The 13,149-nt window shown below is 73.4% G+C and carries 10 protein-coding genes; 4 read left to right on the top strand and 6 right to left on the bottom strand.

What is annotated here, in order from left to right; all coding sequences use genetic code 11:
- The first annotated feature begins 2 nt into the window (after window positions 1–2).
- From FB458_RS09185 to FB458_RS09170, 4 genes are all read left to right on the top strand, one after another.
- Window positions 3–1,415 carry a glycosyltransferase family 2 protein gene (locus FB458_RS09185; protein WP_141848233.1) on the top strand — a complete coding sequence of 471 codons (1,413 nt, stop codon included), beginning with the start codon at window positions 3–5 and terminating at the stop codon, window positions 1,413–1,415.
- Complete coding sequence (locus tag FB458_RS09180) at window positions 1,396–3,168, top strand: glycoside hydrolase family 26 protein (RefSeq protein ID WP_141848232.1); 1,773 nt, start codon at window positions 1,396–1,398, stop codon at window positions 3,166–3,168. The genes FB458_RS09185 and FB458_RS09180 overlap by 20 nt, the downstream gene beginning before the upstream one ends.
- 39 nt (window positions 3,169–3,207) lie before the next feature.
- On the top strand, window positions 3,208–4,509 hold the full coding sequence (locus tag FB458_RS09175) for a UDP-glucose dehydrogenase family protein (RefSeq protein WP_141848231.1): 1,302 nt from the start codon (window positions 3,208–3,210) through the stop codon (window positions 4,507–4,509).
- Window positions 4,510–4,749: 240 nt separating this feature from the next.
- Window positions 4,750–6,837: an acyltransferase family protein gene (locus tag FB458_RS09170; RefSeq protein ID WP_170185616.1), complete on the top strand. Its 2,088-nt coding sequence runs from the start codon at window positions 4,750–4,752 to the stop codon at window positions 6,835–6,837.
- Between the two features lie 60 nt (window positions 6,838–6,897).
- On the opposite strand, the gene purL is transcribed toward FB458_RS09170, so the two are convergent.
- The 6 genes from purL to purD form a co-directional block, all read right to left on the bottom strand.
- Window positions 6,898–9,204 (bottom strand): phosphoribosylformylglycinamidine synthase subunit PurL, encoded by a 2,307-nt coding sequence (gene purL / locus FB458_RS09165; protein WP_141848229.1) that lies wholly within the window; start codon window positions 9,202–9,204, stop codon window positions 6,898–6,900.
- Window positions 9,201–9,872: a phosphoribosylformylglycinamidine synthase subunit PurQ gene (gene purQ / locus FB458_RS09160; protein ID WP_141848228.1), complete on the bottom strand. Its 672-nt coding sequence runs from the start codon at window positions 9,870–9,872 to the stop codon at window positions 9,201–9,203. The genes purL and purQ overlap by 4 nt, the downstream gene beginning before the upstream one ends.
- Window positions 9,869–10,153 (bottom strand): phosphoribosylformylglycinamidine synthase subunit PurS, encoded by a 285-nt coding sequence (gene purS, locus FB458_RS09155; RefSeq protein WP_141848227.1) that lies wholly within the window; start codon window positions 10,151–10,153, stop codon window positions 9,869–9,871. Before purS ends, purQ begins: the two co-directional genes overlap by 4 nt.
- A gap of 63 nt (window positions 10,154–10,216) precedes the next feature.
- Complete coding sequence (locus FB458_RS09150) at window positions 10,217–10,828, bottom strand: LURP-one-related family protein (RefSeq protein WP_141848226.1); 612 nt, start codon at window positions 10,826–10,828, stop codon at window positions 10,217–10,219.
- Window positions 10,825–11,745 (bottom strand): phosphoribosylaminoimidazolesuccinocarboxamide synthase, encoded by a 921-nt coding sequence (locus FB458_RS09145; RefSeq protein WP_141848225.1) that lies wholly within the window; start codon window positions 11,743–11,745, stop codon window positions 10,825–10,827. Before FB458_RS09145 ends, FB458_RS09150 begins: the two co-directional genes overlap by 4 nt.
- Window positions 11,746–11,760: 15 nt before the next feature.
- Complete coding sequence (purD, locus tag FB458_RS09140; RefSeq protein WP_141848224.1) at window positions 11,761–13,044, bottom strand: phosphoribosylamine--glycine ligase; 1,284 nt, start codon at window positions 13,042–13,044, stop codon at window positions 11,761–11,763.
- Between the last annotated feature and the right edge of the window lie 105 nt (window positions 13,045–13,149).

Here is a 13,149-nt window from a genome sequence, read left to right as displayed (position 1 = left end):
CCGTGTTCATCGCCCTCCTGCAGCTGCGCCATGCCCTCACGGAGCACGGCCACCTCTACCTGTTCATCTTCTACGTCGCCCTCACCTGGGTCGTGTGGCTCGCCAAGGTCGGTCTCGCCGCGCGCTACCGGCCGTGGCGGGCGCCGTACTCGTGCACGACGAGCGTCGTCATCCCCGTCGTGGACGAGCCGCTCGACCTCTTCCGCGACGTCCTGCGCCGCATCGTCGAGCAGGGGCCGACCGAGACCGTCGTCGTCATCAACGGTCCCCGCAACCCCGACCTCGAGCGGGTCTGCGAGGAGTTCGCGCCGCACGTGCAGTGGACCTGGACGCCGATCGCGGGCAAGCGCAACGCGGTCAAGGTCGGCGTCGAGCGCTGCTCCGGCGAGATCGTCCTGCTCGTCGACAGCGACACCGTGTGGACGCCGGGGACGCTCCCTGAGCTGGTCAAGCCCTTCGCGGACAAGGCGATCGGCGGGGTCACCACGCGCCAACGGATCCTCGAGCCGGAGCGCTCGTTCTACACCCGCTGGGCGGACTGGATGGAGAACACCCGCGCGCAGTACTCGATGCCGGCCCAGAGCGTGCTCGGGTCGGTCGGCTGCCTGCCGGGGCGCACGATCGCCTTCCGCCGCTCGATCCTCGTCGACGTCATGGACGACTTCATGAACCAGCGTTTCCTCGGCGTCTTCCTCGAGGTCTCCGACGACCGGACCCTGACGAACCTCACGCTCAAGAAGGGGTTCCGCACCGTCTACCAGTCCACGAGCCTGTGCTACACCGACGCCCCCCTGCAGATCCGCAAGCTGCTCAAGCAGCAGCTGCGGTGGTCGCGCGGCAGCCAGTACAACACCCTGCGGATGCTGCCGTGGATGCTGCGGCACACGCCCGTGCTGGCCTTCTTCTTCGTCAGCGACATCGTCATGCCGATGCTCCTCGCGACGATCCTCGTCGCCTGGTGCATCCGGTGGTGGAACGGCTCGGACGTCAACCTGTACGCCGGTCTGCTCAACGCCTCCGGCCGGCCGTGGATGCTGCCCGGCATCGTCGCCATCACCATGCTGCTCTCGGCGCTGGGCATGACGATCCGCCAGCTGCGCCACATCGAGGAGCGTCCGCGCGACCTGCTGTGGCTGCCCGCCTACGTCCTGTTCTCCACCGCCTTCCTCATGCCCATCCGCGCCTACGGCTTCCTGCGCCTCGGGCACGTCGGCGGCTGGGGCACCCGGGCGGCGGCGTACAGCGCCGACCAGGCCGGCGACGCCGCCACCCCCTCCACCGTCCCGGCCGGGGGTCCCACCCGGTCGCGGCCCCTCCCCGCGCTGGTCAGCGGTGACCCGCGCGGACTGATCCCCTACCTCCTCGTGACCGCCCTCGTCCCCCTCGGAGTCCTCTATGACATCCACGTCCGCTGACCAGACCACCGCGCCCGTGGCGTCGACGACGCCGCCGGCGGTGACGCCGGCGGTCACGCCGCCCGACGGCATCGTCCGGGTGAGCAAGCTCAACCTGTCGCTGCTGGTGCTGGCCCTCACGTCGATCTCGGCCGGGCTCTACCTCTCGCCCGTCGCCTCGCCGCTGCGCCAGGAGGTGCAGCGCAACCTGTCGGTGCCGTCCGCCGCGTCCGAGCCGCGACCGGTGTCGACCGGCTCCGTCACCGGGTCCGTGGTGCGGTCGCGGTACGGGGCGCCGTACGCCCCGTCGGTCTCGACCTCCTCCGGCCGCAGGACCACCGGCACCCGCACAGGCGGCACGGCCTCGTCGGTGTCGGCGCTGCGCGCACCGCTGTCGTCCTCCGCGTTCTTCGCGCGCGGAGCGGGCTACACGGTGACCGTCCGCACGCCGAGCACGGTGTTCACGCGCACCGTGCCGGTGCCGGCGCCGGGTCCCGCGACGCCGAACACGACGGGGACGCCGACCCCGAGCGACCCGGCCGGCACGACGAGCCCGACGGGCGGCACGCCGAGCTCGCCGACGACGACGGCGCCGCCGGCCAAGACCAAGTGCTGGCAGTTCGACTGGCAGCAGGACGCGCAGGCGGTCTACGTCGCCAACCTGTCCGACCCCTACGGTCTCGACGGCCTGCCGGGGCCGTACGACGCCGACGGCCTGGCCTGCAGCGACCTGCCGGTCGACCCCAACCGCGCCGCCTCGATCCCCGTCGGGCAGTACGTCGCCCCGAAGGCGTCGGCGCAGACCAAGGCCACCATCGTCGGCTCGACGACGAAGTACTTCGGCTTCTCCCAGGACGGGCTGCCGGGTGACACGACGATGTTCGACACCGTCGAGGCCGCCGCCGGCAAGGCGCCGAGCTCGGTCGGCTGGTACGAGTCCTTCGACGACACCTTCCGGGGCGACCTCGTCACCAACGCGTGGCGGCGCGGCGCCCTGCCGGTCATGACGTGGATGCCCACGGACAACGGCCAGAGCGGCAACCACTACAGCCTCTCGACCATCATCTCCGGCGCGAACGACGACTACCTGCGCAAGTTCGCCGGCGACGTCGTCCGGACCAACCTCCAGGTCGGCATCCGCTTCGGCCACGAGATGAACGGCGGCTGGTACCCGTGGTCGGCGGGCCGCAAGGACTTCAACAACTCGCCCGACAAGTTCAAGCAGGCCTGGATCCACGTGTGGCAGGTCTTCCAGTCGGTCGGCGCCAACGACAACGTCGTGTGGATCTGGTCGCCGAGCCGCGTCGACAACCTCAAGCCCAGCCCCACCAACGGGATCACCGCGATGGCCGACGACTACCCGGGCGACCAGTACGTCGACTGGGTGGGCGCCTCGGTCTACCTGCGGCGGGCCACCACCGGGTCGACGTACGACGCCAGCTTCGCCAAGACGGTCACCGCGCTCAAGGCGACGACGAGCAAGCCCATCTTCTTCTGCGAGGTCGGCGCCATCGAGACCGACGGCACCACCGACGAGGCGGGGCTCAAGACGGACTTCATCCACAACACCCTGTCGGCGTTCGCGGCGGACCCGCGCATCGTCGGGTTCCTGTGGAACAACAACATCGCCACCCAGGTCGTCGACGGCATCCCGATCAGCAACGACTGGCGCTTCGTCAGCAACCCGGCGGCGCAGAAGCAGTTCGTCACCGACATCGCGTCGGACGTCTTCCGCACCGGCATGGTCGGTCTCGACGCCGACACCACCCCCTGAACCTCCCTTCCTCGTCAGCATCGTCCCAGGAGGACACCCGTGAAGCTCTCCGTCATCGGCACCGGCTACCTCGGCGCCACCCACGCGGCCGCGATGGCCGAGATCGGCCACGACGTCGTCGGCATCGACGTCGACCCGGCCAAGGTCGCCAGCCTCAACGCCGGCGTCGTCCCGTTCCACGAGCCGGGTCTGCCCGAGCTCCTCACCGCGATGCTCGGGACCGGCCGGCTGCGGTTCACCACCGACCTGGCGCAGGCCGCCGACTGCGAGGTGCACTTCCTCTGCGTCGGCACGCCGCAGCGCAAGGGCGAGCTCGCGGCCGACCTCACGTACGTCGACGCCGCCGTCACCGGGCTGCTGCCGCACCTCGCGGTCGGGTCGCTCGTCGCCGGCAAGTCGACCGTCCCGGTCGGGACGGCCGCGCGGCTGGCCGCGCTGGTCGAGGCCCGCGGGGCCGACCTGGCGTGGAACCCGGAGTTCCTGCGCGAGGGCAAGGCCGTGGCCGACACGCTGCACCCCGACCGCATCGTCCTCGGGGTGACGAGCGAGCGGGCGGAGAAGGTGCTGCGCGACGTCTACGCCCCGATGGTCGCGGAGGGGTCGCCCGTCGTCGTCACCGACCTGCCGACCGCCGAGCTGGTCAAGGTCTCCGCGAACTCGTTCCTCGCCACCAAGATCAGCTTCATCAACGCGATCTCCGAGGTGTGCGAGGTCGTCGGCGCCGACGTGACGATGGTCGCCGAGGCGATCGGGCACGACGTACGGATCGGGCACGCCTTCCTCGGCGCCGGGCTCGGCTTCGGCGGCGGCTGCCTGCCCAAGGACATCCGCGCCTTCATGGCCCGGGCGGGCGAGCTCGGAGCGGACCAGGCCCTGACCTTCCTCAAGGAGGTCGACGCCATCAACGTGCGCCGTCGGGCGCGGACCGTCGACCTGGCCCGCGAGATGTGCGGCGGGTCGCTCGCGGGGATGCGGGTCGGGGTGCTGGGGGCGGCGTTCAAGCCGGACTCCGACGACATCCGCGACTCCCCCGCGCTGGACGTCGCGCTCGGGGTCCAGCAGGCCGGCGCCGCCGTCCGCGTCTACGACCCGCACGCGATGGCCAACGCCCGCACCGCGTTCCCGACGCTCGCCTACGCCGACTCCGCCGTCGAGGCCTGCCGCGACGCCGACGTCGTCCTGCACCTGACCGAGTGGCGCGAGTTCCGCGAGATGGACCCGGCGGCGCTGGGCGAGGTCGTGCGCCAGCGCAACGTCGTCGACGCCCGCAACGCCCTCGACCGCGAGCGCTGGACCGCCGAGGGCTGGACCCACCGCGCCCTCGGCCGCCGCAGCATCTGATCCCCCCCCCCCCCCCCCCCCCCCCCCCCCCCCCCGGATGCGTCCGAGGAGTTGGTGGCGGCGGCTGCCAGCTCCACGGACGCTCCCGAACGCGACGGCGTCGCGTCCGAGACCGCGGTCGTCAGAGCCGCCACCCCCTCGGACGCAGGGGTCGGCCGAACGGCGGGGGACGCCGGACCGTTCCGGCCTGCCGCACCCCGGTGCGGTATGTCCAGAATTGAGCACCTCCCCCGGCCTGCCATGACGACCACCACCCTGCGCCCCCAGCCCGTCCGTACGGCGTCCTCCCCGCCGCCGGACGGGCCGGGGCGCGCCTTCCGGCCCGACATCGAGGGTCTGCGCGCCCTCGCCGTCACGGCCGTCGTGGCGTACCACGCCCACCTCGGCGTGCGGGGCGGCTACGTCGGCGTCGACGTCTTCCTCGTCCTGTCCGGTTTCCTCATCACCGGTCGGCTCCTGCGCGACCTCCCCGACGGGGGCCTGCCGGCCCTCGGCCGGTTCTACGCGCACCGCGTCCGCCGGCTCCTGCCGGCGTCGACGCTCGTCCTCGTCACGACGCTCCTCGCCGCCCGCTTCCTCGGGCCGCCGCTGGACTCGGACCAGACGGCGGCGTACGGCCTGCACGCCGCGCTCTCGGTGCTGAACCGGCGGCTCGCCACGCTGCAGGTCGACTACCTGCACGCCGGCACGGGCGCCCTGTCACCGCTGACGCACTACTGGTCGCTCGGGTTGGAGGAGCAGTTCTACCTCGGCTGGCCGCTCGTCGTCCTCGTCGTCGCGCGACTCCTGCGAGCCCGGGTGCGCGGCGCGCTGCTCGTCCTGCTGGTCGGCCTCGTCGCCTGGTCGGCCTGGCGGTCGGCGGTCGTCACCGCCGCCGACGCGGGCCCCGCGTACTTCTGGCTCACCACACGCGCCTGGGAGCTCGGCGTCGGCGCCCTGCTCGCGGTGGCCCTCCCCCGGCTCGAACGGCTTCCGCACCGGCTCACCGGACCGCTGTCGGTGGCCGGGCTGCTCGTCGTGACCGCCTCGTGCTTCGGGCTGAGCGACCGCACGGTCTTCCCCGGGACGGCCGCGTGGCTCCCGGTCCTGGGGACGGCGGCCGTCGTCGCCGCCGGGTGCGACGGGCGGGCCGGCGCGGAACCGGTGCTCGCCCACCCCGCCACGCAGTGGGTGGGTCGGCGGTCGTACTCCTGGTACCTCTGGCACTGGCCGCTGCTCGTCCTCGTGCCGGTCCCGGCCGACGGGGCCGGCGCGCTCGTCGGCCGCGCCGCGGTGGCGCTCGCGTCCCTCGCGGTGGCCGCGGCGGCGTACCGGTTCGTCGAGCAGCCCGCCCGCGCGGCGACGTGGTCGACCGCACGATGGCTCGCGTTCGCGGCCGGCGCCACCCTCGTCTCCCTCGTCACCGCCACCGCGGTGCTCGTGCTCCCGCCCGACGTCACCGGCCCCGGCGCGGCGGCCACCGTCCCGTCCCTCCCGCGGGACCCCGTGGCCGCGGCGACGACCCTGTCCGGGCTGGCCCGCAGCTCGCTCGGCGCGACCTCGGTGCCTGTGAACCTCACCCCGGCCCTGCGTGACGCCGCTGACTCCGTGCCACCGACCACGCGGAACGGGTGCCAGGCCCCCTATCTCGCACTGACCCAGGGCGACTGCCGGTACGGCGACCCGTCGGCTCGCCGTACGGTCGTGCTCTTCGGCGACTCGCACGCCGAGCAGTGGCTGCCCGCCCTGGACCGACTCGGGCGCGACGAGCACTGGCGGGTCGTCAGCTGGACCAAGGCGGCGTGCGCCGTCGCCGACGTCCCCGTGTTCAACGAGACCCTGCAGCGCGACTACACCGAGTGCGACACCTGGCGGGCGGCGACGGTGGCGCGGATCGCGGCGCTGCACCCGGACCTCGTCATCGCCAGCCAGTCCGAGGGCAACGCCCCGCCGGAGGTGTCACCGGCGCTCTTCGCCGCCGCGACCGTCGGGACCCTCGAGCGGCTGCGGGCCGCCGGGGTGCCCCGGGTCGCCGTCGTCGGGGAGATCCCCACGCCCGGGGTCGACGTCCCGGCCTGCCTGGCCGCGCACCTGGACGACGTGTCGGCGTGCACCTTCGAGCGTTCGCGCGCCCTGCCGTTCCCGGACCGGCACGCGGCGGTCGCGTCCGCGCTCGCCAGGGCCGGCATCCCCGTGCTCGAGCTCGTCCCGTTGCTGTGCGGGGAGACCCGTTGCCCGGTCGTCGTCGGCGACCTGCTCGTCTACCGCAACGAGAGCCACGTGACCGTGCCCTGGAGCCTGTACCTCACCCCGGTCCTGCGTCCCCTCCTCGACGGCGCCGCACCCTGACCCGTTGCGTCCGAGACGACGGCAGCGGCACCCGCCAACCCCTCGGACGCTGCGGGGACGTCAGCGACCGAGGAGCGCCGGCAGGGTCTGGGTGTGCGTGGCGTCGAGGGTGGCGAGGTCGACGCCGAAGCCGGCGTCGGAGCCGTCGGCACCGCGAGCGGTGACGAGCAGACCGTCGACGTGCTCGTCGTCGACGACCCCGAGCTCGACGCCCGGGAGGTCGCCGACGGCGGCGAGGAACTCCTCGTCGCGGCCCGGGGCCACGGCGACGAGCACCCGCCCGGTCGACTCGGAGAACAGCGCGGTGAACGCGTCGAGACCCGACGCCTCCTGCAGCGCGGACAGGTCGATGCGCGCGCCCAGACCGTGCCGCAGCACCGACTCGGCGAGCACCTGGCCCAGACCACCCTCGGACAGGTCGTGCACCGTGCTGAACCACCCAGCGGCCACGCCCTGCTGGAGCAGCGCGGACAGCCGCATCTCGTGCTCCAGGTCGACGACCGGCGGCCGGCCGCCGAGGTGGCCGTGGACGACGTTGGCCCACTCGGACCCGTCGAGCTCGTCGCGGGTCTCGCCGAGCAGGTAGACCCGGGACCCGTCGACCGAGAAGCCGGACCCGGTCCGCACCGACACGTCCTCGAGGACGCCGAGCACGCCGATGACCGGCGTCGGGTGGATCGCGACGTCGCCGGTCTGGTTGTAGAAGGACACGTTGCCGCCGGTGACGGGGATGCCGAGGGTCTTGCAGCCCTCGGCGATCCCGCGCACCGCCTCGCGGAACTGCCACATCACGCCCGGGTCCTCGGGCGAGCCGAAGTTGAGGCAGTCGGTGACGGCCAGCGGCGCGGCCCCGCTCGTCGAGACGTTGCGGTAGGCCTCCGCGAGCGCCGCCTGCGCGCCGACGTACGGGTCGAGCTTGGCGAAGCGGCCGTTGCAGTCGGTCGCGACCGCGACCCCGCGCCCGGTCTCCTCGTCGACCCGGACGACGCCCGCGTCGTCGGGCATGGCCAGCGCGGTGTTGCCCATGACGTAGCGGTCGTACTGGTCGGTGACCCACGACTTGTCGCAGAGGTTGGGGCTGCCGAGCAGGGTCAGCAGCGTCTCGCGGATGGCCGGGCCGGTGGCCGGCTTCTCGAAGCGCGCGGTCGTGTCCTGGGACAGCACCTGCCGGTACGACGGCTCGGCGAGCGGCCGGTGGTAGACCGGCCCGTCGTGCGCGACCGACCGCGGCGGCACGTCGACGATCGTCTCGCCGTGCCAGGTGATGACGAGGTGGTCGCCGTCGGTGACCTCGCCGATGACCGTCGCCTCGACGTCCCACTTCGTCGTGATGGCGAGGAACGCGTCGAGCTGGCCCGGCTCGACGATGGCCATCATCCGTTCCTGGGACTCGGACATGAGGATCTCCTCGGGCCGCAACGACGCGTCGCGCAGCGGCACGAGGTCGAGCTCGACGGCCATGCCGCCGTCGCCGTTGGAGGCCAGCTCGCTCGTCGCGCAGGACAGCCCGGCGCCGCCGAGGTCCTGGATGCCGGCGACGACCTTGGCCGCGTAGAGGTCGAGGCAGCACTCGATGAGCACCTTCTCGGCGAACGGGTCGCCGACCTGGACCGCGGGTCGCTTGGTCGGGCCGCCCTCGTCGAACGTCTCCGACGCGAGCACCGAGACGCCGCCGATGCCGTCGCCGCCGGTCTTGGCCCCGAACAGCACCACCTTGTTGCCGGCGCCGCGCGCCGACGCGAGGTGGATGTCCTCGACGCGCATCGACCCGACGCAGAGGGCGTTGACGAGCGGGTTGCCCTGGTAGCAGTCGTCGAAGACGACCTCGCCACCGATGTTGGGCAGGCCGAGGCAGTTGCCGTAGCCGCCGACGCCGGCGACGACGCCGGGCAGGACGCGCAGCGTGTCGGGGTGGTGCAGGTTGCCGAAGCGCAGCGGGTCCATGACGGCGATCGGCCGCGCGCCCATCGACATGATGTCGCGCACGATGCCGCCGACGCCGGTCGCGGCGCCCTGGTACGGCTCGACGTACGACGGGTGGTTGTGCGACTCGACCTTGAAGGTCACCGCCCAGCCGTCGCCGATGTCGACGACGCCGGCGTTCTCGCCGATGCCGACGAGGAGCTTCTCGCGCATCTCGTCGGTGGTGTTCTCGCCCCAGAGCGAGAAGTGCACCTTGCTCGACTTGTAGGAGCAGTGCTCGCTCCACATGACGGAGTACATCGCCAGCTCGGCCGAGGTGGGTCGGCGCCCGAGGATCTCGCGGATGCGCTCGTACTCGTCGGCCTTGAGGCCCAGCTCGGACCACGGCTGCTCGGTGTCGGGGGTGCCGCCGGCGACGGCGACGGTGTCGAGCTCGTTGCTCACGCGGAGACCACCTGGTGCAGGACGGAGGTGAAGAAGGCGAGTCCGTCGGTCGTCGGCCCGAAGCCGGGCTCGACCGCGTGCTCGGGGTGCGGCATGAGCCCGACGACGTTGCCGCGCTCGTTGCTCACGCCGGCGATGTCGCGGTAGGAGCCGTTGGGGTTGTCGCCGAGGTAGCGGGCGACGACGCGGCCCTCGGCCTCGAGCGCGTCGAGGGTGCGCTCGTCGGCGACGTAGCCGCCCTCGCCGTTCTTCAGCGGGACGACGATCTCCTGGCCGGCCGCGTAGTCGCCCGTCCAGGCCGTCGACGCGTTCTCGATGCGCAGCCGCTGGTCGCGGCAGACGAACTTGCGGTGGTCGTTGCGGATGAGCGCGCCGGGCAGCAGGTGGCTCTCGCAGAGCACCTGGAACCCGTTGCAGATCCCGAGGACCGGCAGGCCGCCCTGGGCGGCCGGCACGAGCCGGTCCATCACGGGGGCGAAGCGGGCGATCGCGCCGCAGCGCAGGTAGTCGCCGTACGAGAACCCGCCGGGGAGCACCACCGCGTCGACACCGTGCAGGTCGGCGTCGCCGTGCCAGAGGGCGACGGGCTCGGCGCCCGCGGCCCGGACGGCGCGCTGCGCATCGCGGTCGTCGAGCGAGCCGGGGAAGGTGACGACCCCGACCCTCACGCTGGGGCTCCGGCGGCCGCCGAGACCTCGGAGTCGTCGAGCGCGTGCACCGCCACGACGTCCTCGATGACGGGGTTGGACAGCAGGGTCTCCGCGGCCTGCCGCGCCTGCGCGAGGTGCGCGTCGGTCACCTCACCCTCGACCGTGAGGACGAAGCGCTTGCCCTGGCGCACGTCGGTGATCCCCTCGAACCCGAGCCGCGGCAGGGCACCGGCGACGGCCTGTCCCTGGGGGTCGAGGATCTCGGGCTTGAGCATGACGTCGACGACGATCGCTCCCATGGCTGGGGGGCTCCTCGCAAAGGTGGGTCCGGCCGCGTACGACCGAAGGCTACCGGCCTGCGGTCACCGTCCCTGCAACGCGTCCAGCGCGACGGCCATGGCGGCGGCGACGCGCCAGTCGAGCCGCCACCCGCCGACGGCCGGCACCTCGACCTCGTAGACGTCGCGCAGCTGCGGCTTGCGGGAGCTGCTGAGCACGAGCGAGCCGTCCGGGCCGCGGAAGTCGAAGTGGAAGATCCACGGCACCCAGACGTCCCCGAGGAACGGCAGGAAGTCCCACACCCGCCGCAGGATCGCCACGGTCGCGTTCCGCTCCGTGCCTGTGCCCTGGAACCCGTCCGCCGTCCCGAGGTGCCAGGTCGAGGAGACGAGCGAGCGGCCGAAGTCCTTCCTGAACCAGCCGATGGGCGCCCCGGCGGCGTCGGTGACGTCGTACGTCGCCCCGAGGTCGATCCGCTGCCGGGCCTTGAACCCGAAGAGGGGGACGCTGCGCGTGTCGTCGGTGAAGAAGGTGACCTGCTCCTTGAACGCGAACCGCTTCTGCTCGGCGAAGGCGACCAACCCGGCCTCGCGACCGGACGCGTCGACGTGGTGGATCTCGTAGCGGTTGACCATGAGGGTCACCCGCTGCCGGACCCGGAAGCGCTCGAGGCCCGGGACGGCGGGGGTGCTCACGAGAAGGTCCGCCCGGTCAGCCGCTCGTAGGCCTCGACGTACTTGGCCCGGGTCCGCAGAGCGATCGCCTCGGGCATGGGCGGCGGCGCCTCGCCGGAGTGACGGTCCCAGCCGGTGGCCGGGTCCAGCAGCCACTCGCGCACGAACTCCTTGTCGTACGACGGCTGGGTGTGCCCCGGCTCCCAGCCCTCCACGGGCCAGAACCGCGACGAGTCGGGGGTGAGCACCTCGTCGGCGAGGACGACCTGCGGGTCGGCCGGGTCGGACCCCGGCGCCAGCCCGAACTCGACCTTGGTGTCGGCGATGATGACACCGCGCTCGGTGGCGATCTCGTTGCCGCGGGCCAGGATCCGCGTGGTGAGCGACGACAGCAGGCGGCGCATCGGCTCGCCGACGAGCGCGTCCACCTGCGCCTCGTCGATCGGCTCGTCGTGCTGGCCGGCGGGCGCCTTGCTCGACGGGGTGAAGACCGGCTCGGGCAGCCGGTCGCCGTCGACGAGCCCCTCGGGCAGCCGCACCCCGCTGACCGTGCCGGTCTCGACGTACTCGCGCAGGCCGCCGCCGGTGAGGTAGGCCCGGGCGACGCACTCGACCGGCACCATCTCCAGCCGTCGCACGAGCACGGCCCGCCCCGCCACGGAGGCCGGGATCTCGGGGCCGTCGCTGGCGAGCACGTGGTGCGGCACGAGGTCCTCGAGCTGCTCGAACCACCACAGCGACAGCTGGGTCAGCACCCGGCCCTTGTCGGGGATCGGGGTCCGCAGGACGTGGTCGAAGGCGGAGAGCCGGTCCGAGGCGACGAGCAGCAGCCGGTCCTCCAACGGCTGCCCGTCGGCGCCGACCGGCGCGTAGAGGTCGCGGACCTTGCCGCTGTAGAGGTGCCGGTAGCCGTCGAGCTCGGGAGCCGCTGAGGTCATCGGTCGTCCTTCCCTTCAGGAGGCGGGGGCGATCTCGCCGCGCTCTGCGGCGAGCGCGATGTCGGTGCGGTGGTGGCCGCCGTCGAGGTGGATCCGCGAGAGGGCGTCGTACGCCGTCGTGCGGGCGGCGGCGAGCGTGCCGCCGGTGGCGACGACCCCGAGGACGCGGCCACCCGCGCTGACCAGCGCGTCGCGGTCGAGCCGGGTGCCGGCGTGCAGCACCCAGGCGCCGTCGACGGCGGCGGCCTCGTCGAGACCGGTGAGGGGGCCGCCGGTGGTCGGCGCGGCGGGGTAGCCCGGCGCGGCGAGGACGACCGTGACGGCGGCGTCGGGCGAGACCCGCAGCGGGCCGAGCTCGTCGAGGGTGCCGGTGGCGGCGGCGGTGAGCAGCCGGCCGAGCGGGGTGCGCAGCCGGGCGAGCGACACCTGACCGTCGGGGTCGCCGAAGCGGACGTTGAACTCGACGACGCGCATCCCGCGGGAGGTGAGGGCGAGGCCGACGTACAGGACCCCGACGAAGGGGGTGCCGCGGCGGCGCATCTCGTCGACCGTGGGCTGCGCGACCCGCGCGAGGACCTGCTCGGCGAGGTCGGCGGGCGCCCAGTCGAGCGGCGAGTAGGCGCCCATGCCGCCGGTGTTGGGGCCGGCGTCGCCGTCGCCGACGCGCTTGAAGTCCTGGGCCGGGGGGAGCGCGACGACGCTCGTGCCGTCGCTGACGCAGAAGACGGAGACCTCGGGGCCGTCGAGGTACTCCTCGACGACGACCCGCCCGCCGGGGCGGGCCAGGCAGGCGCGCGCGTGCTCGAGGGCGGCGTCGCGGTCGTCGGTGACGACGACGCCCTTGCCGGCCGCGAGCCCGTCCTCCTTGACGACGTACGGCGCCCCGAAGGCGTCGAGCGCGTCGGTCACCTCCGCGTCGGTGGTGCAGACGTGGGCGAGCGCGGTCGGCACGCCGGCCGCCGCCATGACCTCCTTGGCGAAGGCCTTGCTCCCCTCGAGCCGTGCCGCCTCGGCGGACGGGCCGAGGACGTCGTACGACGCCGCGCGCAGCGCGTCGGCGACCCCGGCGACCAGGGGCGCCTCGGGGCCCACGACGACCAGGGACGGGCGCAGCTCGTCGGCGAGCGCGACCACGGCGGCGGGGTCGGTCGGGTCGATCGCCCGGCAGGAGGCGCCGGGCTCGGCGGCGATCCCGGGGTTGCCGGGCGCGGCGACGACGGTGTCGACGCCGTCGTCGTCCAGCAGCGTGCGGACGAGGGCATGCTCACGGGCTCCGGAGCCGAGGACGAGGACGACCACGGCCCAACCCTAGGGGCCCCGCACGACGGGGGCCGGACAACGCAGAGCGCGGTGCTCCCGAGAGGCAGGGGGGACAATCACCCGGGAACACCGCGCAGTCTGTGG

Origin of the sequence: Lapillicoccus jejuensis, from assembly GCF_006715055.1 — a bacterium.
GTDB lineage: Bacteria > Actinomycetota > Actinomycetes > Actinomycetales > Dermatophilaceae > Lapillicoccus > Lapillicoccus jejuensis.
The sequence above is the reverse complement of the archived record's forward strand: the minus strand, read 5'-3'. Positions and strand labels throughout refer to the sequence as shown.